Source organism: Anaeromicropila populeti (genome assembly GCF_900112775.1).
GTDB lineage: Bacteria > Bacillota > Clostridia > Lachnospirales > Lachnospiraceae > Anaeromicropila_A > Anaeromicropila_A populeti.
Genome location: NZ_FOYZ01000005.1, coordinates 107,639 through 129,717 on the forward strand (window position 1 = coordinate 107,639; position 22,079 = coordinate 129,717).

Below are 22,079 nucleotides of genomic sequence, written 5' to 3' on the forward strand. Positions count from 1 at the left end.
TCATGAAAAAAATATTACCAATTGAAGTTCAGCATAAAATAAATAATCAGTTGTGTAATGCTGGATTTTTATGTATTCTTCTGGCATACAAAAATATGTATGAATGGTTTTATGAACATTATGTGCAGCTATATTTTTCTTCAAATAAAAGAGTTCTTTATTCGGAATATTATGAAATGTTTTTGGATTTTTATGGTGGATGGACGGATCCAAGAGAGTTATTTAAAGTCAGTACTTTAAACAGGAAGGATGTGGAACAGTATAATTGTGCTTCTTTTGAAAGCCTGATTGAGGAAGGAAAGTATATTTATTGCTATGTGGACGAACACTATATTCAAGACGTTCCCCACAATTCACACGACATTTTAGTTTATGGTTACGACAATGAGACAAAAATATTTGAAGTAATTGGTTTTAAGGATGGATTTTTTCAAAATTATCAGGTGGAGTATCAGACATTTCTAAAAGCATTTCAAAGCGGTATTGAAATGTCTAAAAAGTACGATACTCATCAGGGAATTAATTATATTTTCTGCATTAAGCCAAATTTTGATGAGAAGACAGAATATAAGTTTAATATGATCTGTTTTCTGGAACGTCTGAAAGAATTTATAGGGTGTATTGATTCGGGAGAATTATATAAAAGTGACGATCCCAACCACAAGATGTATGAGAAAGAAGGGAATGTTTTCGGGTTAAAGGTTTTTCAATGTCTGACAGAAGAACTGGAACATTGTAAAAAAGCGTTGGGATTAATTGACTACCGGGCATTTCACACGTTATACGAACATAATGTAATTATGAAAGAACGGTTGGAATTGTTTCAAGAAAAAATCCCTGGCAACAAGATGACTCCTGCAATGCAGACTTCCATGGAAGAACTAGTTAGTTTATCAAACAAGCTTAGAATGCTGGCAATAAAGTATAATTTAAAACCCGATATGGAGAGCATGAATAGGATTATAAAGAAGACGAATTCTTTGTATGATTTAGAAAAGAAGATATATACACAGATTTATAGCAGCCTGAGTGTATAATGGGTAATTTTATTCAAGTATCACATTTTTATAATTAAAACAGTATAATATGTAATTACAATTTAGTAAAAATGCTTTATTGTGTCATATTATATGTAAAACCTGTAAAATGCAGTTTTGATATTGTTGGAATATGCTAATTGGTGTAATATATAGACATACCAAAGAGAATCAGTAGACAATACAAAAGATAAAGGAACAGACTAAAAAGAGGGATTAAGACAATTATAAAGCAGACAGAGACTTATTTACGGGACAAAGGTGGTTTGCTTTAAAAACAGAGCGTGAGATAACAGAAGAATTCCCAGTGACAGAATGCAGCTTCCGAACAAAATGAAAGCTATTGAAGTGCTTGGTGGCAAAACAGTGACTGTCCACTAGTTTCACAGTCACTATAATATAAGTATATAAAATTAATCATACAACAAATGTTCTACATGAAAAAATGCAAAAAACCGATTAAAAGCCCTAAAAAAATGTATATTATAGACATAGAAAATCAGCTGTACAGTTGATATAATAAGCATATGCCAAAATAAATGAATAACCGTTGCTATACAGTATAAAACAAAAGCGTTTTCTATCTTTGATAGAAGGCGCTTTTGTTTTTACTATTTATGCAGAAGGAGGACTTGTATGAGAGTAAAAAAATGGAGTGGTGTTCTAAGCACTATGTTGCTAATGGTCTTAATCGTTACAGCCTGTTCAAAAGAAAATAAACAGACTGGGCAAAGTAAAGAACTGGAGGGCAAGAAGCTGTTTGTATATTGTGGAGCAGGAATGACAAAGCCATTTACAGAAATTGCGGAAAGCTTTCAAGGAAATACAGGAGCAGTGGTGGAAGTGACATTTGGAAATGCAGCTCAGATTATTTCCCAGATTACAGCTTCAGAGGAAGGCGATTTATTTATTGCCGGAGCAGAAGGTGAACTGGATTCAATCAGGGATGATTACATAGCTGACGTAAAAAATCTTGTGAAACATATTCCAGTTATCGCAGTTCAGACAGGTAATCCTAAAAATATTAGTGGAATCATGGATCTTGGAAAAGAAGGAATTACTGTAGTTCTTGGGGACAGCGATGCTACACCGATCGGAAAAATAGCAGATAAGGCTTTGACAGATGCAGGGATTTATGAACAGGTAGAGGTAGCTGCCCGGACAGCAACAGCTCCTGAAATTTCAACAGCACTTTCACTGGGACAGTGCGATGCAGCAATTGTTTGGAAGGAAAATGCGGGGATAGAAGGAGTAGAAGTAGTATCTACCACAGACTTAGATAAATATGTGAAAATAGTACCAGCCGCCAGCTTAAAATGCAGTAAAAATGCGGGTGTTTTAGAAGAATTTCTATTGTATCTGGAATCAGATGAGGCGATAAAAATATGGGAGAATTATGGATATGAGGTAGTGGAGTAATGACAAAATAATAGACAGGAGCAATGAATGAGAAAAAGATATTTACCAGTCAGCTTTTTTGAAATTATTACAATAATCATTGCAAGTATGGTAATTCTGCTTATTTCAATTTTGACTATTACCATATTTGTAACAGGAGTACCCTATCTTGGTCAGGCATTGCATTCAAAGGAAGTACTTTTTTCAATAAAGCTTAGTTTGTATACAGCAAGTGTGTCCACGGTGATATGCACGATTCTTGCAGTTCCAACAGCATATGCGCTGACAAAAACAAGATTTCCTTTATGCAAGATATGGCAGACTTTGCTGGAACTTCCGTTGTCTTTACCTTACTTGGTAATTGGATTAGGGCTTCTGCTGATATTTTCATCAAAACTGGGTAAAGAATTATCAAGAGCAGGATTTCAGGTGGTGTTTTCAACAAAAGGAATTATTGTGGCACATATCTTTGTCAATCTTCCTTTTGTTATACGAATTGTAAAGATGTCATTTCAGGAAGTGGATATGAGACTTGAATTGATTGCAAGAATGTTAGGAGCAACAAAGGCAAAATGTTTTTGGACAATTACATTACCGCTGGCTAAAAATTCCATTATTGGAGCAGTAATATTAGCCTGGTCAAGGGCATTAGGGGAATTTGGAGCAACACTAATGCTGGTAGGTACTACCAGAATGAAGACGGAAACGCTTCCAGCAAGCATCTACTTAAATATGGCGACAGGAGACCGAGGAGCTGCCATGGCTTCCGCAGTAATTCTTCTAATTATATCAGTAGCTGCCCATTTTCTATTTCATTTTATTCAGATTAAGCCAGAAAAAAGCAGAATTAAAGTAGTATAAGGAGGGCTGAAATGATTCATATTGAAAATTTTACGTATCAGGTTGCCAATTTTAAATTACAGAACATAGAACTGGAAATTAAGGAAAATGAGATTTTTGCTTTTTTAGGTAAAACCGGATCTGGAAAAACGATGCTGCTGGAAGCCATTGCTGGGTTTTACAGAGGAAATTGTGGAGCAATTTATATTTCAGGAAAGGATGTTGTGGATATTGTGCCAGAAGAAAGAAAAATAGGATTTGTTTATCAAGACTTTGGACTTTTTCCACATATGACGGTTTACGAAAATATAAGATATGGTTTAAAAATGCATAGGGTTGAAAAAAGTAAAATGAATTTGCGCATCAGCGATATGGCTAAATTATTAGGCATTGAACATATTCTAAAACACTATCCTGCTACGCTAAGTGGGGGAGAGAGGCAAAGGACGGCTTTGGCAAGAGCGCTTGTTTTACAGCCTAGAATTTTACTGATGGATGAGCCATTTTCAGCCCTTGATCCTGGAACCAGAAGCCAGATGTATCAATTAGTTGAGCAGATTCATAAAACATTTGCCTGTACAATACTGTTTGTTACCCACAATCTGTATGAAGCAGAAAGAATGGCACAGAGGATCGGAATTATGGTCAATGGAAAACTTAAAATGGTTTGTAATACTGATAAACTATTTCAAAACTATGAGGACACAGAGATTTTAGAATTTATAGGAGGATATTTAAATGACAATGGAACAGATGTTTCAAAAATTGAAAGAAGGCTTAATGCAGATTGTACAAGACTACAACCTGACAAATAGTCAAATCTGTATTACCTCCAATGCGTTAACACCAGAAGAAGCCATTGGTGAAACACAAAGAAAGGACTTCCCGATTCTAGCGGGAAAAGAAATTATGATACAAGCGTCTTTTGAAAATGGGAAGGGACAAGCATTTACTGATTCACCAGCAATTTTTAAGGGAAGCTTAGAGGAGGTATTGAAGCTGGATGTAGTAAAGGATGATTATGCCCGTGCTTTGTTTGTTGCTTCTTTAAATGCCATCATGAGGCAGGTTGGTCTGGTTGAAAATACGGTTCACTGTAAAAATGGGGAACCTGAATTATGTGCGCAGCGGTTTTTAACTTATATCAAAGAAACCTACGGATTGCCGAAAATAGCATTAATTGGATATCAGCCTGCGTTATTGGAGCATTTATCAAAAGAATTTCAAATCAGGGTATTGGATTTAAACCCAGAGACAATTGGAACAGTTAAGTGGGGAATCAAAGTGGAAGCTGGAAAAGATGATTTTGAAGAGGTTGTCCAGTGGGCTGAATTAATATTATGTACAGGAAGTACTATCTGTAATGGTTCCATCATTGATTTTTTAAATTTAAAAAAGGAAGTTTTGTTTTTTGGAACAACTCTTGCAGGAGCAGCACATCTGCTTGGATTAAACAGAGTATGCTTTTACTCTGCATAAAGAATTTTATACCCCTTCAGACAAAGACAAGAGCCTTTTTACTGAAGGGGTATAAAATAATTAAGATAACATCATACGGTCATTTGCAAATTCACCACCGCTTGCCTGTTCAAATTTTTCAAGAAGATCGCTGACATGCAGATTCTTCTTTGCTTCGCCAGATACATCATAAATGATTTTACCATTATACATCATGATTAGGCGGTTTCCATACTGAATGGCATTTTTCATATTATGAGTGACCATTAAAGCGGTAAGAGAATTTTCCTGGATTATCTGATTGGATAGTTCCAGTACTTTACTTGCCGTTTTTGGATCAAGAGCCGCCGTATGCTCATCTAATAAGAGTAGTTTTGGCTGTTTAAGAGTTGCCATAAGTAAAGTTAATGCCTGGCGCTGACCACCAGATAATAAACCAACCTTTGCTGAAAGTCTGGTTTCCAGACCTAAATCAAGCATTTTCAGCTTTTCTATATAAAGCTCTTTTTCTTCTTTCTGAATTCCCCAGCCTAAACCACGCTTTTGTCCACGTCGGTAAGCAAGAGCCAGATTTTCCTCAATTTCCATATTTGCAGCAGTTCCCATCATGGGATCTTGGAAAACCCGGCCAAGGTATTTGGCACGGACATGCTCTGGAAACTTGGTAATATCTTCTTTATCTAGTACAATAGAACCTTGATCGGGATAATGCACTCCTGCAATCATGTTCAGCATAGTAGACTTTCCAGCTCCATTACCACCAATGACAGATACAAAGTCCCCATCATTTAGTACTAAATCAAGCCCTCTCAAAACCACCTTTTCATTTACAGTGTCGGGATTGAACGTCTTATATATATTCGTTAATTCTAACATCTTATTCCCTCCCCTTCATCATATTCTTAACCAGCTTGGCAATAAGAGAGAACAGCACAAATTTTCCAATGAGAGAAAACACTTTCGCCAGCACAGTGCGGATAAAAATAAATGTTTTTGTTTTCTTTATTACAGGTATGGAAAGAGCAACGGCAACAACAATGGCTGTAAGAAGCTTTAAATCGTTAGCATCTAAGCCCATAAGAAGAACAAATGCAATAATTAAGCGGTAAATGACAGAACCCAGTACAATGGCAATTAGTTTGAAAGCAAAACTAGAGGCTCTGGCAAAAATGACTTCTCCAATTACAATAGATGCCAATGCAATTACAATGGCACCAACACCCATACCAATGTCAGCATATCCCTGGCTTTGTGCCACTAATCCGCCAGAAAGGGCAACCAGTGCATTGCCTAAAACCAACCCTAGAATTTTCATTTTATCTGTGTTGACACCTTGGGCTCTTACCATAGCAGCATTATTACCAGTTGCCCGAATACAGCAGCCTAGCTCTGTACCAAAGAACCAGTATAAAAAAACAATAGCGATGCCTGAAAATAGAAGACCGATTCCTATTGTAACAAACATCTGTAAAACAGAATTTTTAATACCCAGCGATTGAGCAGAAGGTAATAATTTTTGAATCATGGATACAATGGTTTTTTCTCCAAGCAGGGCGGTGTTAGCCTGCCCCATAATCCTTAAATTAACTGAATATAATCCAACCATAGTTAAAATTCCAGCAAGAATTGCAGGTATCTTTAATTTGGAATGTAAAAATCCAGTAATCAGACCAGCAACCATTCCAGCGAATGTTGCAATTAGTAATGTAACAAAGGGATTCCAGTGAAAGGTTACCATTAAAATGGCGCTAACGCTTCCTCCCAGTGCAAAGCTTCCTTCGCAGGACATATCAGGAATATCTAAAATACGAAATGTAATATAGACTCCCAGGGCCAGTATTGCCCAGGTTAAACCTTGGGATGCTGCTCCCAATAGTGACAATAATGTACTACTCATTTTCCTTTTCCTTTCTTCCTTTGAATGTATTTATTATAACTGAAAATTCCCAAAACGAAAAGAAAAAGATTCTGCGCCGCAAAATCTTTTTCTGGTAAATTAATATGAACATTAGCACAGGAATAATAGATGGTATTATTCTGCCTTCAAATCATCAGGAATGGTAACTCCCAGTTTAGCTGCAACTTCTTCGTTAATAGTAAGTGTAAGCTTATCAATGGATAAGTATTCAATTGGCATAGCAGCAGTTTCTGTTTCACCTTTTATAATTTTAACTGCCTGAGCTCCTGTTAACTTGCCTAATTCATAATAATCAATACCATAAGTTGCAAGACCACCAGCATCAACCATACCGGCTTCGCCACAAATAACAGGAAGATTATTTTCGTTTGCAATCTGTGCCACCGTTGGCATGCCAGAAGCAATGGTATTATCAGTTGGTGCATAGATAGCGTCTACCTTACCAACCAAGGATTGTACTACCTGCTGGATTTCATTGGAATTGGATACAGATGCTTCCTGAACTGTTAAGCCGGCATCTTCAGCAGCAGCAGTTGCCAATTCTACTTGAATCTTTGAGTTACTCTCACTGGAGCAATATAAAATGGCAATATTTTTCGCAGTCGGAAGTAACTTTGTTAATAATGCAATCTGATCCGTTACAGGATTTAAGTCTGAAGTACCAGTTACATTTCCGCCAGGTGCTTCATTAGATGAAACCAGACCAGAACCTGCTGGATCGGTAACTGCTGTTATCAGAATAGGGATATCCGTTGTTGCATTTGCACAAGCCAGCGCAGATTGGGTTGCAATGGCTAAGATTAAATCATTTCCATCATTCACCAGTTTGGTCGCGATTGTATTAGCGGTTGACTGGTCATTGTTGGCATTTTGATAATCAATTTTAATATTCTTGCCATCTTCATAGCCAGCTTCTTTCAATGCATCAATAAATCCCTGATAGCTTGCGTCCAAAGCAGCATGAGTTACTAACTGGTTCACACCAATCTTAAACATTTCTTTTTCATCCGTACCTGTATCTTTTTTGCCACAACCTGTCAGTAGAGAAGCAGCCAGGGTAACTGTAAGTAAGCCTGCAATCAATTTTTTTCTCATAATAAAACTCCTCCTGTATTTTTATATCACTACTTTAATCTGGAACACAATTCCGCTTTAAAGCTTTAAAGTTTTAATGCTTAAAGAATACTATTAAAAAAGACATTAGTCAATACCTATTAAACGTGTAATAATAAAAATGTAAGATTATTAATATTGTGACATTCTTAAATCTAGTATATAATAAATATAGTAAATGATAGGATAATAAATAATTTTCTAAGAGGAGGAGATGTTACGTATGAAAAAAACTACAATAGGAATGCTTTTTTTATTGCTGTTAGTAATCCTTTGCGTTCCAATGAAGAATACCAATGTGAAGGCAGCAGGATATGTGTATACTTATTCCAATATGGTGGAGCATGATGACGTAATTTATTATATTAAGTCAGATGAGGCTACAAGTAAAAGCGCAGGAAAATGTACAATTTATGGGCTGGATGTCAAAGCAAACAAAAAAAGTAAAATAGCTGTTTCAAATAATACAATTTCCAATTTGTTTGTTTACAAGGACATACTTTACTACACAACGTATACAGATGATTATCTTGACATTACTTATTCGGTTTCACTGGATACTAATGAGAAAACGAAAATCTGCCAGGGAGATTTACATTATGTTGATGAAAACGGAATCGTGTATTCATTTTATTCAGACAGTAAGTATTCACTTTATAAAGCAAATTTGGATGGAAGGGCAGAACAGTTGATTTATGAAGGCACAGAAGTGTTTGATTATGTAAAAGCAATTGGGAGTAAGCTGTATTTTTATCAGACGGATATTACTGCCTATAAGATTAAGCTGATGTATATGAAGTCAAGTGACAGTAAGCTTACGGTGCTTACCACAGACAAATTCGAGAAGGATAATTACTCTACCTATTACCTTTCAATATCTGATATTGTGGAAATGAATGGAAACATCTTTTATCAGTACGGAAATTACGAAGGGACAGGGAATTTTTGGTATGGTGTTTTGAAGAAAATAGATAAAAATAATAAGAAAAAAACTGTTTATGATTCTATGACAGAGCCTGAGATTTACCATGACACAAAGTATATCTATCTTAATTACGTGGACAATAGTAATAGCTGTATCAAGTATAATACAAAAACAGGGAAGAAAACAAAGTATACATGTGAAATTAATAATGGAGAATCACTTTCCGTTATTGATTCAAAAAGCTATAGCGCCAGTACGAATAATCAAAACTATATTACGGTTTCCCGCTTCAGTTCAGGAACAGACAAGAAGAATTTGAAAAAGAATTTTATTAAGTTTTCTTACAAGCAAAATAGTAACCTGACTTATTATGCAGATGTAGAAAAGCTGGGAAGTTATTTTCTGGTTTATGTAGAACGGATTGATTATAATGACACATCATATGGATGGAGAGGAAAATATGTAGGAATCCAATGGTATGTTGCAGATGCTAAAGGGAAAGTAGTGGCTAACTTCAGCTAACATGCTGATATAATTAAATAGGATAACCAGTAGGGTGGCAGCTCAGTAACGGAGAGTGCTGCCCTTTTTGCTGCTTTTCGTAGAATAAAAAATTATTTCATATTGGACAGGTAACTGGTGATATATTAAAGGGAGAATATTTTCAGGAGATGGATTGAGTTGGACTATGAAAGTATGAAGAATATAGATATACAAAAGGTAGATCCCGATAGTTTGGTGGATCTTTTGGAAGTTGAGATAGATGAAACCCTTTCGATAGACGAAAGAATAAAAAGTTTTATTGAGCAGATTAAAAATCCATATTGCTTTAAGGTAGGAGAGGTTGTAGTTAAGATAAAATATGCAGATACAGATGTAACCCTTGAACAAAAAATTGCTCAAATCCTGGAAAGCAGCTTTTGATGGAGAGAAGAAAATACTATGCTGCAATTTACGTAAGAATATCGAAGGATGATGGAGATAAACAGGAAAGTGACAGTATTATTAATCAAAAGGCATTAATACGAAATTTCCTGGAAGGGAAACAAGAGATAGAAGTGGTAAGTGAATGGGCAGATGATGGGTACAGCGGAGTCAATTTTAGCAGGCCTGCTTTTCAGCAAATGATGGAACAAGTAAAGGAAGGAATTGTGGACTGCATTGTTGTAAAGGATCTTTCCCGTCTAGGTAGAAATTATATTGAAACAGGAAGACTTTTGGAACAGATCTTTCCATCTTTCGGTGTTCGGTTTATTGCTGTAAATGATGGATATGACAGTGTAGAACAGAATATTGAATACAATCAGATTATGATTCCCTTTAAAAATTTAATAAATGATTCCTATTGCAGAGACATTTCAATTAAGATCCGAAGTCACCTAGAAGTAAAAAGAAAAAGTGGGCAGTGTATCTCTTCCTTTGCCCCTTATGGATATAAAAAGGCACCAGAAAATAAAAACCAGTTAGTAAAAGATCCATATCCGGCTCAAATTGTAAAGGAAATTTTCAATTACAAATTAAATGGTATGAATAATGGAGCAATAGCAGACAAATTGAACCAGCTAGGAGTACTGTCACCGTTAGAATATAAGAAATGGTGTGGTTCTAGATTTACTTCTGGCTTTTCTGTCTATGCAAAAAGCAGATGGTCAGCAGTTGAGATAGGAAGAATCTTAAGGGATAGTGTATATGTGGGGGAATTGGCACAGGGAAAGGTTACAACTCCCAACTATAAGGTTAAGAAGCGGATAAATAAAAAGAAAGAGGATTGGATTCGGGTAAAAAATGTCCATGAAGCTATTGTTTCGGAAGAAAGCTTTGAAATCGTACAAAAACTAATGCTGGCAGACACAAGAACCTCACCGTCCAGTAAAACAGTATATCTATTTAGCGGCCTTTTATATTGCGGCGACTGTAAGCAAAATATGATTAGAAAGACGGTTTCCTCCAGGGGCAGACAGTATTTTTACTATGTCTGTTCAAAAAATAAAAAAGGAGGGGGCTGCTTCAGCCATAGGATAGCAGAAAAAAAACTTGAGCATAGTATACTGGCGGTAATGAATCTTCAGCTAAAGTTGTTTTTGGAGGCTGAAAAACTGACTCAAGTACAGATGATAGTGGAAAGCAGCAGGAAGGCAATTACTGCTCTAAAAATAAAAGAAAAGGAAAAGCAAGAGGATTTGCAAAAATGGATGCGGCTACAAAGTGGGATTTATGAAGATTATGTACAAAAAATCTTGACACAGGAGGAATATGTCCGGATGAAACAAGAATATGAAAGAAGAACGAAAGAAGCGGAAAGTGAAATAATAAAAGCAGAAGAAGAAATTATTCAAATAAGGGAAAAAGAGATGAAAAGGGAAGAGTGGCTGACAGAAGTAAGAACTCAAAAAAAATTTACTACCTTGTACCGGAATGCGATTACTTTTCTGATTCAAAATATTTATGTTTATAACAATAGCTGTATTACAGTAGAGTTTCGATTGCGGGATAATTTTAATAATAAAGCTTAATCAGATCTGGAGGAAATAAAATGGCACGGAAAAGCCGAATAAAATCAGAGTCAGTTATAAATAATGAAGTGGACCAGAGATATAAAACAGCACTTTATGCAAGACTTTCCAACGAAAGTAATGGAATAACAGATGGCGAGTCTATGGAAACACAAGTCCACCTGCTTCAACAATTTGTAAAAGAACACCCTGATTTAAAGTACATTGATACTTATATTGATAATGGTTTTTCTGGAACAAACTTTCATCGCCCAGAATTTGAACGACTAATGGAGGATATTAAAAGGGGAAAAATACAATGTATTGTTGTAAAAGACTTGTCCCGATTTGCCCGAAACTATATTGAAGCAGGGGAATACATTGAAAAGATACTGCCACAGTATCAGGTGCGTTTGATTGCTGTAACGGATCAGTTTGACAGTCAGAAGAAAAAACAGGATGAATTAGTAGTAGCACTAAAGAATCTAATAAACGATGTCTATGCCAAAGATATATCAAAAAAAACAGGATCTGTCTTTCGTATGAAGCAGCATAAGGGGGAATTTATAGGTTCCTATGCACCATATGGGTATCAAAAGTCAGAAAAAAATAAAAACAGGCTTATTGTTGATAAGGAAACGGCTCCTATTGTAAAAAAAATTTTTGAATGGAAAATAGCTGGATTAAGTGATATGCAGATTGCAAGGAATCTGAATATGCTGGAGATTATGTCACCATTACGATATAAATATGAAATCGGTATGGTGAAAAATGAAAAGTATTATAAGATGTTGTGGAAGCCCATAACAATTTCTCAAATTCTAAAAAATCAAATCTATCTGGGACACATGGTACAAGGAAAAAGCTGCAAATCATTATATCAGGGAAAATCATATCGTTCTATGTCAGAAATAGAATGGATTATCGTAAAAAATACACATGAGGCAATTATTGCAGAAGATATTTTTGGTCATGTCAGCAGAATATTGAATGAACGAAAACAAAAATATTTTAATCGCATTCATACCCAGTCATCTGTTAAAAAGGAGGAGCACCTTTTAGTTGGTTATGTATATTGTGGTGATTGCCAGCATCATTTGACGCTGATGCGAAGTGGAGATAAAAAGTTTTCTTACTGGTACCGATGCCCCAATTATCAAAATAACCGAGAACGTGGATGTATTATGAAGAGTATACGAAAGGAGGTGCTGGAGCAGATTGTATTTCAAATTATTCAGATTCACATAAGGCTGTTTTTAAAAAAGGAAGTGCAGCAGGTGCAGGTGGAAGGATGTTTAAAAAACAGAATGGACCTTAGTAGAAAAATGGTGGTAGGTTGTATAAATAGAATTGAGTTGTTTGAAAAGAAAAGGGTAGAAATTCAGGTTTCTTTTCAAGACGAGTTTTTAACTCTTAATAAAAGAACAGAAATGGGTGACAATGGTGAGTGAAGATAAATCAGTAATTTTGTATTTACGGGTATCTTGTGAGGATTTTAAGCTGTCCGAAGCAATAGAAAGTAACAGCATAACCAGTCAGCGTCAGCTTTTACAGCAATATTTACAAAAAAACCAAGAGTTAGGAACAAGTAAAATAATCGAGATGATTGATGATGGCTTTTCTGGAACAAATTTTCAAAGACCTCAGTTTGAAAAAATGATAGAGCTTTCAATGAAAGGAAAAGTTAAGTGTATTATTGTTAAGGATTTTTCTAGATTTGGAAGAAATTACATAGAACTGGGGCACTATTTGGAATGTGTTTTCCCCATGCAAGGAATACGTTTTATTTCTGTTAATGACGGGTTTGACAGTGAACAGGTAAGAGGAACAACAGGAGGGCTTGAAGTATCCTTTCGCAATTTCATTTACGATATGTATTGCAAGGATCTTTCTAAGAAAGTAAAAAGTGCTATTGCCGTCAGACAAAGGCAGGGAGAGTTTTTAAGCCCTTATGCATTTTATGGGTATAAAAAATCAGAAGAGAACAAACATAGCCTAGTTGTGGATGAAGAGGCGGCTAAGGTTGTAAGGGAGATTTTTCAAATGGCAGCTGATCAATATAGTACATATCGTATTGCCAGAAGTCTGAATGAAAAGGGAATTTTGACTCCGGCAGAATATAAGAAGAAAATGGGGCTTAACCGTTACTGCAATATAAGCAGCTGCTGGACGCAGGACAAGGTTACCAGAATTGTAAGGGATGAGCGCTATTTAGGCAAATTGATTTTTAATAAAAGAGTACGGAGTGAAACGGGAAGTAAAAAAACAGTAAAGGTAAGTCGTGAAAATTGGATTACTGTTTCAGGAACCCATCCAGCAATTATTCCGAAGGAGTTGTATGACCAGGCAAATGGAACATTAAAGGTGATTCACGAAAAGAAAAAGGTACAATCAGAAGGGAAGAGAGGAATCTATTTTTGTGGCAGCTGTGGTAAAAAGCTAAGGACAAGTAAAAACAAAGCACCCTACCTAGAATGTCCCATGGCAAGATATGTGGATAAAAGACAGTGTGGGGAAATTAAAATAGAAAAAGAAGGTTTGGAAACGGTTTTGCTGCAAGTCATAGGTTGCTTTAATCAAATTTTAAAAAATCATAAAATACAGGATAAAACGATAAAACGGTTGCAATTAGAAATAAAAGGATTTGAGAATAAAAAAATAGAGTTATATGAATACTATAAGCAGAAGAATATAAGCCAGCATTCTTATTTCAGTCAAAAAAAAGTTCTTACGGAACAAATAGAAAGCAGTAAAAATCAAATTCAGCATTTGGCAAAAGAGAACCAAGTAGAGGCAAAGAACATTTCAGATTTTATAGCATCTGTAGTAGTACATGAGCCTTACAGAATAACAATCGAATGGAGGAACCAGAGGTGGCAGCAGGGGTTTGATTAGTCTTTATGAAACACCAGGTGAAAAAGTGAAGGCATACCTGATAGCTGGTACAAGAAAATTATCTTTTCAGAGAGAGTATCCTAACACTGACACAGGGTATGGAGCATTGTGTCTAAATGATACATTTCGCTGGATCGGAATTACTACATTTTAATTATGGAAGACAACATACGATGCTGCTTTTTATACAAAATAGGTAGCTGCTCATACTATATTGTGGGGAAAAGTACATAGAGCTATTTTTCCTCATAAGATAATTTGTGGTCAAATTGCACAATAAACTGTTGACATGATACGAAAAATAAGTTATTATATATATAAATAACAAGTAGTATCATAAGGGTTGTTACTGGTAAAGCAGGCAAAACCATACTTTTAAGACAGCAGTAATGTTGCTTTTTGAGTGATGGTTTATTTTTTTTTCACGAAAAAAAGTCAGGCAATTATACAAATTTATAATGAGCAGGGTTGTTACTGGTGAGGCAGGCAAAACCTAAGTTTAGCAGGGTACAGGCGCGTATGTATCTAGTTGAACTTAGGTTTTTTTTACTAAAAAGGAGGTTTATTCTATGAACAAATATGATGGATTAGCAAGAATTATAATTCAAAATGTGGGTGGTAAAGATAATGTTATTGGACTAACCCATTGTGTTACAAGACTACGGTTTAAATTAAAAGATGAAAGCAAAGCAAATACTGATGTTCTTAAGAAAACAGATGGTATTGTAACTGTAATACAAAGTGGTGGGCAATATCAGGTTGTTATTGGGAATCATGTACCAGATGTTTTTGACGCAGTAAATGAGATTGGCGGTTTTGCTGCAAAGGGTGGAGAAGATGCTCCCAAAGAGAAGTTAAGTATTGGTGCAGCATTTATTGATATGATTTCAGGAATTTTTGCCCCAACACTGGGAGTGCTCTGTGCTACTGGTATGATTAAAGGGCTTCTGGCAATGTGTACTTTCTTTAAAATATTGGAAGCTACGTCAGGAACCTATCAGATTTTATATGCGGCAGCAGATTCTTTCTTTTATTTCCTTCCTATACTGCTTGGATTTACTGCATCTAAAAAGTTTGGACTGAATCATTTTACCGGAATGGCAATTGCAGGAGCACTTGTATATCCTAATATAGTAGCTTTGTCCAGTGGGGAAGTATTGTCAACAGTTTTTTCGGGAACCATGTTTGAGACAGCAGTTTATACTAAATTTTTAGGAATCCCCGTTCTCTTGCCATCAGGAGGATATGCTTCCACTGTAATACCAATTATTGCAGCTGTATATATTGCTTCTAAGTTAGAAAAACTATTTAAAAAAATTATTCCAGATGTTGTGAAAACATTTTTAGTTCCAATGTGTGTATTACTTGTTGCGGTACCTGTGACCTTCTTACTGATTGGTCCAGTAGCAAACTGGGCATCAGCAATCGTAGGTTCTACTACTTCATGGCTCTATAATTTGAGTCCAATTATTGAAGGTATTTTTGTAGGTGCGTTCTGGCAGATTTTCGTTATGTTTGGACTACACTGGGGTTTAATACCGATTTTCATATTAAACCTTACTACAAAAGGATTTGATGATGTACTTCAGCCATTTTTCGTAGCATCTTTTGCACAGACAGCAGTCGTATTGGCAATGTTAATTAAGACAAAAGATAAAAAGTTAAAAAGACTTGCTATTCCAGCATTTATTTCAGGTATTTTTGGTGTAACAGAACCTGCCATTTATGGTATTACTCTTCCTAGAAAAAAACCTTTTGTAATTTCCTGTATAGGTGGTGCAATTGGCGGTGGTATTATGGGTTTTGCTAATGTAAATGCGTATATGCTTGGTGGTATGGGTGTATTTGGTTTTCCAAACTATATTAATCCTGCTACTAATGATGCTTCTGGGCTTGTATGGGCAGCAGTGGCAGTGGCAGTTGGTACAGTAGTATCTTTTATTTTAACGATGATGCTATATAAAGATGATGTGGAAGATACGTCTTCTAATACTATTTCTACAAAAGCAGGAGCAGCTTCAAAACCAGGAGAAACATTGGTTAGCCCTGTAGCAGGAACAGTAAAAGATTTGAAGCAGGTTAGCGATGAAGCATTTTCACAAGGAATACTTGGAAAAGGAATAGCTATTACACCTTCAGAGGGGAAAATATATGCACCAGCAGACGGTGTGATCACAACCTTTTTTCCTACAGGACATGCAATTGGATTAACAACAAATAATGGAGCAGAGCTGTTGATTCATGTTGGTATGGACACTGTTCAGTTAGAAGGTAAATTTTTTCAGCCAAAAGCGAAACAAGGAGATGCTGTCACAGCAGGACAATTGTTGCTTGAATTTGATGTGGAAGCAATTAAGGCAGCAGGATATTCGGTAGATACACCTATTATTGTGACCAATACAGAACAGTATCTAGATGTAGTTCCATGTGGAACAGGAATGGTAAAAAAGGGCGCAGAGTTAATTAAACTTTTGTAAACCAATCAAGGAAGTCAGGAGGAAAAAATAATGGGATTTTGTAAAAATTTTTTGTGGGGCGGCGCAACTGCGGCTAACCAGTTTGAAGGCGGATGGAAGGAAGGCGGTAAGGGGCCTAGCACAAGTGATATGCTGATGGGTGGAACTCATACTGTTCCAAGAAGAATTACGCCTGAGATGGAAGAGGGAGCTTACTATCCGTCACACGAGGCTATTGACTTTTACCATAGATATAAAGAAGATATTAAATTATTTGCTGAAATGGGATTTAAGACTTTTCGAATGTCAATTGCATGGACAAGAATTTTTCCAAACGGTGATGATAAGGAACCAAATGAAGAGGGTTTGGTATTTTATGATCATGTGTTTGCTGAATTAAAAAAATACAATATTGAACCTTTAGTTACAATTTCTCATTATGAGATGCCATATCAGTTGACAAAAAAGTGCAACGGATGGGTTGGCAGAGAATGTATAGACCATTATGTAAGGTATTGTGAGACTATTTACAAGCGATACAAAGATGTGGTAAAATATTGGTTGACATTTAATGAAATCAATGCAGGAACAATGCCATTTGGTGGTTACATGAGCCTGGGTATTTTAAATGAAGGGACTACCAGCTTTCTTGATCAAGTGGACATACCACAGCTTCGCTTTCAGGCATTGCATCACCAGTTTGTGGCAAGCGCAAAGGCAGTTCAATTAGGTCATAGCATTAATCCTGATTTTAAAATAGGCTGTATGATTGCGTATATGACAACGTATCCTTATAGCTGTAATCCAAAGGATATGTTAAAGATGCAGAAACAGGATCAGATTCATAATGATTTGTGCGGAGATGTACAGGTAAAAGGCGAGTATCCATATTTTTCAAAAAAGTATTTTAGCAGTCAGAATATTGAAATCAAGATGGAACCAGAAGATGAAGAAGTGTTGAAAGCTGGAAAGGTAGATTTTTATTCATTCAGTTATTATATGAGCAGCTGTGTAACGGAGGATGAAAGTGTTACTAAAACGGAAGGTAATATTCTGGCAGGTGTTAAAAATCCTTATTTGAAGGCAAGTGACTGGGGATGGCAGATCGATCCAGAGGGCTTGCGGTACACTTTGAACCGATTGTATGATCGTTATCAGATTCCTCTTATGGTAGTTGAGAATGGTCTTGGTGCAGTGGATGAAGTAAAAGCAGACGGATCAATTGATGATGGATATCGAATTGAGTATTTAAAAGCTCATATCCAGCAGATGAAGCTGGCTGTGGAGGATGGTGTTGAACTCTGGGGTTATACTCCGTGGGGCTGCATCGACCTTGTAAGTGCAAGTACTGGTGAAATGAAAAAACGCTATGGTTTCATTTATGTTGATAAAAATAACGACGGAACGGGAACATTAGATAGAAAGAAGAAAAAATCATTCGACTGGTACAGGCAGGTTATTGCAAGTAATGGAGAAGATTTAGCTGAAAGGTAGTAAATGAAGTTAGAAGTAAAACAAGACAGCCAAGAGAAGAAATTGGTATTTTTAGACATTGATGGTACTTTAATTGATATGGAAACTGGAATATTGCCAGATAGTACAAAGACTGCAATTAAAAAGGCAAGAGAAAACGGGCATAAGGTTTTTATTTGTAGTGGCAGATGCAAAGCCATCGTTCCTTCCTATATTTTAGAGACTGGATTTGATGGAATGGTTTGCAGTGCAGGTGCTTATGTAGAAGCAGAGGGAAAAGTTATTTTTCATCAGCCTCTCTTGGCAGAAGATTTAAAAGAAATAGTTGATTTTCTAAATGATAAGAAAATAGGATTTTTTTTAGAAGCAAATGAAAGGCTTTATACGTTACCTGAATATAAAAGGATGTTCTGGGAACGGGAAGAGCTTGCAAACAGAAGTGAACGAGAAGATTTTAAGCAGTTTTTTCAAAATATTCAGGAAATAAGAATAGAGGATGCCATAGGACGGAACGACATTAACAAGCTTACTTTTTTTAGTATGAAAAACTGTGTAGATGATATTAAGAATCAACTTGCTGATAAATTCATGGTAATCACCAGCAGTATGGAAAAGGCTGCTGTAACAGGAGGAGAGATTTCTGCCAAAACAATTACAAAGGCAGAGGGAATCCGAATGGTTTTAGACCATTATAATATGGGAAAGGAAGCAACATTGGCCATAGGCGACAGTATGAATGATAAGGAAATGATTCAGTTTGCTCAGGTTGGGATTGCCATGGGGAATGCTATTGATGCTATTAAAGAAGTAGCAGATGATATTACAGCAGAAGTGATGGGCGATGGGATATACAAAAGCTTTTTAAAATATGGATTACTTGATTAAGTAAGAAAAGGGTCACGATGCAGAGAAACTGCATTGATGACCCTTTAAAAAAATTATGATATTTTTGGACTAACCTCTTCCAAGAATAGCGTCTAAATCTTGTTCTGGAGAGGTAATAGGCTGTAAATCATAAGTATCTATCAATACTTTTACTACTGTTTCAGACAAAAAGGCAGGTAAGGTAGGTCCTAAATACATTCGTTTTATACCCAGTGACAAAAGAGTCAGAAGGATACAGACGGCCTTTTGCTCATACCAGGATAGAACAAGGGTAAGTGGAAGTTCGTATACGGAGCATTGAAAAGCATCTGCTAATGCCAGTGCTACTTTAATAGCACTATAGGCATCGTTACACTGTCCCATATCCATTATTCTTGGAAAACCGCCAATTTCCCCTAAATCTAAGTCATTAAAGCGGAATTTTCCACAAGCTAGTGTAAGAACAATCGTGTCCATAGGCGTCTGTTTAACAAAATCAGTATAATAATTCCGGCCTGGATTTGCACCATCACAGCCGCCAACTAAAAAGAAATGCTTGATTGCACCGCTTTTAACAGCGTCAATAATGGCAGGAGCGTTTGCTAATACGGTTCCATGACCAAATCCCGTTGTCAAAATATGTCCTCCATTAATTCCACTCATACTTTGATCCTGTTTGTAACCGCCTAATTCCAGCGCATGGTTTATAACAGGAGTAAAATCTTTGTAACCATTTTCCTTTGCTTCAATATACTTTAAACCTTCATATCCAACTACATTTGTATTGTATATCCTGTCTTTATAATTATCTCGATAAGGCATCAGACAGTTTGTTGTAAAGATAACAGGTGCTGGAATGTTTTCAAATTCCTTCTGCTGGCTTTGCCATGCTGTTCCGAAGTTGCCAGCTAAATGTGAATATTTTTTTAATTCAGGGTATCCATGGGCGGGAAGCATTTCTCCATGAGTATAAACATTAATTCCTTTATCCTGTGTTTGTTCCAGAAGCATTTTTAAGTCATGCAAATCATGTCCAGATATAACAATAAACGGTCCTTTTTTTATGTCGGTATTCACTTTCACAGGAACTGGTGTACCAAAGGATTTGGTATTTGCTTCATCAAGCTTTTCCATACATTTCAAATTGATTTGACCAAACTCCATAATTAGAGAGAGCCATTCTTCTATAGAGTGTTCTCGGTTAATTTCTCGAAGACCTTTGTAAAACCAATTGGTCACCTCTCTGTCTTCAAAGCCCAGGTTTTTGCAATGGTGTGCATAGGCAGCAGTTCCCTTCATACCGAAAAGAAGCGTAGAACGAAGTGAAACAATATCCGTTTCTCCTTTCCATAAATCTATAACGGGAATTTCGTTCAAATTACCAAGCTGCTTTATTTCTTCCCGTACCTCTTCCGTAAAATTTTTAATCCTGCTATTATCAAAATTTACATTTGTTAAAGTAATAAATAGTCCATCTATTACCATACGGTCTGTATTTGTATTACTTTCCTTTTCAGAAACCACTTCTGATAACCGGATCAGCTCGTAAATTAAATCATCTTGTAGATTTGCTGTATCAGGCTGCTTACCACAGACACCTACCTTAACACAGCACTTATTTCCAGCAGTCTGCTGACACTGGAAGCAAAACATATCTGACATGGCATGTCCTCCGTATTTATATTATCAAAATATAGTAAATCGACGTTAGTATGTGTAAGAACTGTATTTTTTAAACCTTTCCCATGTAAAATCCAAAGAGAATTAAAAATTGTCTACAATTTCACAAAGGATTGTGATATAATTAACATAAAATATAATTATAATTAGGAGGCTTTGAGTATGGATTTCAAAATGGAATATCAAAAAAAGCTTACAACAGCTGAAGAAGCGGTGAAAGTGATTAAATCAGGTGACTGGGTTGACTATGGATGGTGCTGTACACATACCAGAAAGCTGGATCAGGCATTAGCAGCAAGATATGAAGAATTAACAGATGTTAAAGTGCGCGGTGGAATTTGTTTGTGGGTTCCTGAAATCTTTAAGGTTCCCAATGCAAAAGAACATTTTTGCTGGAACTCCTGGCATATGGGTGGAATAGAACGTAAAGCGATTCAAGAGGGAATTGCCTACTATTCTCCAATCCGTTATTCCGAGCTGCCACGTTATTATCGTGAAAATATTGAGCCAGATGATGTTGCAATGTTTCAGGTTGCACCAATGGATGAACATGGGTATTTCAATTTTGGTCCAAATAATACACACATGATGGCGGTTTGTGATACCGCAAAGTTTATTATTGTGGAAGTAAATGAAAATGTACCTCAGTGCATTGGTGGTGAAGAAGAGGGAATTCATATTTCAAGGGTTAATCTGATTGTAGAAGGTGATAATGAACCTATGGCTGAATTAGGCGCAGCAGCAGCTACTGAGGTAGATAAAGCGGTTGCCAGGTTAATCGTTGATGAGATTCCTAACGGAGCGTGTTTACAGCTGGGTATTGGAGGAATGCCAAATGCAGTAGGTTCTTTGATTGCAGAGTCTGACTTAAAAGATTTGGGAGTACATACAGAGATGTATGTGGATGCATTTGTTGATATAGCCAAAGCAGGGAAGATTACTGGTTCTCAGAAATCAATTTTAAAAGGAAAGCAGGTGTATTCCTTTGCGGCTGGTACGAAAAAGCTTTATGACTATTTAAATAATAATCCTGAATGCGTTAGTATGCCTGTGAATTATACAAATGATGCTAGGCAAATAGCATTGATTGATAATTTTATGTCAATTAATAATGCAGTAAATGTAGATTTATTTGGACAAGTATCTTCGGAATCAGCCGGAGTAAAACATATAAGCGGGCAGGGTGGACAGCTTGATTTTGTAATGGGTGCTTACTTATCAAAAGGTGGAAAAAGCTTTATTTGCTGTTCTTCAACCTTTAGTACAAAAGATGGTCAGCTAAAATCCAGATTAGTACCAACATTGACAGAGGGTTCGATTGTAACAGATACCAGAAGTAATATTCATTATTTAGTTACGGAATACGGAAAGGTGAACCTAAAAGGGTTGTCAACATGGCAGAGAGCAGAAGCCATTATTTCAGTTGCTCATCCAGAATTTCGTGATGAATTAATTAAAGACGCAGATAAAATGAAAATCTGGAGAAGAAGTAATAAATAAGGTGTAAATAAAAGAGCCATGAAAGCTTTG

General features: G+C 36.2%; 19 protein-coding genes. 15 read left to right on the plus strand and 4 right to left on the minus strand.

Going from position 1 to position 22,079, the window contains the following annotated elements; genetic code table 11:
• The first annotated feature begins 2 nt into the window (after window positions 1-2).
• The 5 genes from BM305_RS07505 (at window position 3) to BM305_RS07525 (ending at window position 4,754) form a co-directional block, all read left to right on the plus strand.
• Window positions 3-1,037 (plus strand): hypothetical protein, encoded by a 1,035-nt coding sequence (locus BM305_RS07505; protein WP_092560081.1) that lies wholly within the window; start codon window positions 3-5, stop codon window positions 1,035-1,037.
• A 636-nt stretch (window positions 1,038-1,673) separates the two neighbouring features.
• The gene (gene modA / locus BM305_RS07510; RefSeq protein WP_092560082.1) at window positions 1,674-2,456 is read left to right on the plus strand and encodes a molybdate ABC transporter substrate-binding protein; all 783 of its coding nucleotides are present in this window, start codon (window positions 1,674-1,676) and stop codon (window positions 2,454-2,456) included.
• A gap of 27 nt (window positions 2,457-2,483) precedes the next feature.
• Window positions 2,484-3,296 carry an ABC transporter permease gene (locus BM305_RS07515; protein WP_092560083.1) on the plus strand — a complete coding sequence of 271 codons (813 nt, stop codon included), beginning with the start codon at window positions 2,484-2,486 and terminating at the stop codon, window positions 3,294-3,296.
• An 11-nt stretch (window positions 3,297-3,307) separates the two neighbouring features.
• On the plus strand, window positions 3,308-4,090 hold the full coding sequence (locus tag BM305_RS07520) for an ATP-binding cassette domain-containing protein (protein ID WP_092560084.1): 783 nt from the start codon (window positions 3,308-3,310) through the stop codon (window positions 4,088-4,090).
• Window positions 4,014-4,754 carry a Rossmann-like domain-containing protein gene (locus BM305_RS07525; RefSeq protein ID WP_177214610.1) on the plus strand — a complete coding sequence of 247 codons (741 nt, stop codon included), beginning with the start codon at window positions 4,014-4,016 and terminating at the stop codon, window positions 4,752-4,754. The genes BM305_RS07520 and BM305_RS07525 overlap by 77 nt, the downstream gene beginning before the upstream one ends.
• Before the next feature lie 60 nt (window positions 4,755-4,814).
• On the opposite strand, the gene BM305_RS07530 is transcribed toward BM305_RS07525, so the two are convergent.
• The 3 genes from BM305_RS07530 to BM305_RS07540 form a co-directional block, all read right to left on the minus strand.
• Window positions 4,815-5,609 (minus strand): ABC transporter ATP-binding protein, encoded by a 795-nt coding sequence (locus BM305_RS07530; protein ID WP_092560085.1) that lies wholly within the window; start codon window positions 5,607-5,609, stop codon window positions 4,815-4,817.
• A gap of 1 nt (window position 5,610) precedes the next feature.
• Complete coding sequence (locus BM305_RS07535) at window positions 5,611-6,630, minus strand: ABC transporter permease (RefSeq protein WP_092560086.1); 1,020 nt, start codon at window positions 6,628-6,630, stop codon at window positions 5,611-5,613.
• 135 nt (window positions 6,631-6,765) lie between these two features.
• On the minus strand, window positions 6,766-7,746 hold the full coding sequence (locus tag BM305_RS07540; RefSeq protein ID WP_092560087.1) for an ABC transporter substrate-binding protein: 981 nt from the start codon (window positions 7,744-7,746) through the stop codon (window positions 6,766-6,768).
• Window positions 7,747-7,987: 241 nt separating this feature from the next.
• Here BM305_RS07540 and BM305_RS07545 point away from each other — a divergent pair, with 241 nt between their 5' ends.
• From BM305_RS07545 to BM305_RS07580, 9 genes are all read left to right on the plus strand, one after another.
• The gene (locus BM305_RS07545; protein WP_177214611.1) at window positions 7,988-9,211 is read left to right on the plus strand and encodes a DUF5050 domain-containing protein; all 1,224 of its coding nucleotides are present in this window, start codon (window positions 7,988-7,990) and stop codon (window positions 9,209-9,211) included.
• 174 nt (window positions 9,212-9,385) lie between these two features.
• Window positions 9,386-9,613 carry a DUF6870 family protein gene (locus tag BM305_RS07550; protein ID WP_092560278.1) on the plus strand — a complete coding sequence of 76 codons (228 nt, stop codon included), beginning with the start codon at window positions 9,386-9,388 and terminating at the stop codon, window positions 9,611-9,613.
• Window positions 9,613-11,202: a recombinase family protein gene (locus BM305_RS07555; RefSeq protein ID WP_092560089.1), complete on the plus strand. Its 1,590-nt coding sequence runs from the start codon at window positions 9,613-9,615 to the stop codon at window positions 11,200-11,202. The genes BM305_RS07550 and BM305_RS07555 overlap by 1 nt, the downstream gene beginning before the upstream one ends.
• A gap of 20 nt (window positions 11,203-11,222) precedes the next feature.
• Window positions 11,223-12,632 carry a recombinase family protein gene (locus tag BM305_RS07560; RefSeq protein WP_092560090.1) on the plus strand — a complete coding sequence of 470 codons (1,410 nt, stop codon included), beginning with the start codon at window positions 11,223-11,225 and terminating at the stop codon, window positions 12,630-12,632.
• Window positions 12,625-14,076, plus strand: a complete 1,452-nt coding sequence (locus tag BM305_RS07565; protein ID WP_177214612.1) for a recombinase family protein — start codon at window positions 12,625-12,627, stop codon at window positions 14,074-14,076. Before BM305_RS07560 ends, BM305_RS07565 begins: the two co-directional genes overlap by 8 nt.
• Window positions 14,069-14,230: a hypothetical protein gene (locus BM305_RS18970; protein WP_177214613.1), complete on the plus strand. Its 162-nt coding sequence runs from the start codon at window positions 14,069-14,071 to the stop codon at window positions 14,228-14,230. Before BM305_RS07565 ends, BM305_RS18970 begins: the two co-directional genes overlap by 8 nt.
• 415 nt (window positions 14,231-14,645) lie before the next feature.
• Window positions 14,646-16,553 (plus strand): beta-glucoside-specific PTS transporter subunit IIABC, encoded by a 1,908-nt coding sequence (locus BM305_RS07570; RefSeq protein WP_092560092.1) that lies wholly within the window; start codon window positions 14,646-14,648, stop codon window positions 16,551-16,553.
• Window positions 16,554-16,583: 30 nt separating this feature from the next.
• Window positions 16,584-18,026 (plus strand): glycoside hydrolase family 1 protein, encoded by a 1,443-nt coding sequence (locus tag BM305_RS07575; protein WP_092560093.1) that lies wholly within the window; start codon window positions 16,584-16,586, stop codon window positions 18,024-18,026.
• A gap of 3 nt (window positions 18,027-18,029) precedes the next feature.
• Window positions 18,030-18,890 (plus strand): HAD family hydrolase, encoded by an 861-nt coding sequence (locus BM305_RS07580; RefSeq protein WP_092560094.1) that lies wholly within the window; start codon window positions 18,030-18,032, stop codon window positions 18,888-18,890.
• A gap of 69 nt (window positions 18,891-18,959) precedes the next feature.
• Here the strand turns inward: BM305_RS07580 and hcp are convergent, their stop codons facing one another.
• Window positions 18,960-20,522: a hydroxylamine reductase gene (gene hcp / locus BM305_RS07585; RefSeq protein WP_334292819.1), complete on the minus strand. Its 1,563-nt coding sequence runs from the start codon at window positions 20,520-20,522 to the stop codon at window positions 18,960-18,962.
• Window positions 20,523-20,711: 189 nt separating this feature from the next.
• Between hcp and BM305_RS07590 the strand changes: the two genes are divergently transcribed.
• Window positions 20,712-22,049 carry a butyryl-CoA:acetate CoA-transferase gene (locus BM305_RS07590; RefSeq protein WP_092560096.1) on the plus strand — a complete coding sequence of 446 codons (1,338 nt, stop codon included), beginning with the start codon at window positions 20,712-20,714 and terminating at the stop codon, window positions 22,047-22,049.
• Window positions 22,050-22,079 lie beyond the last annotated feature (30 nt).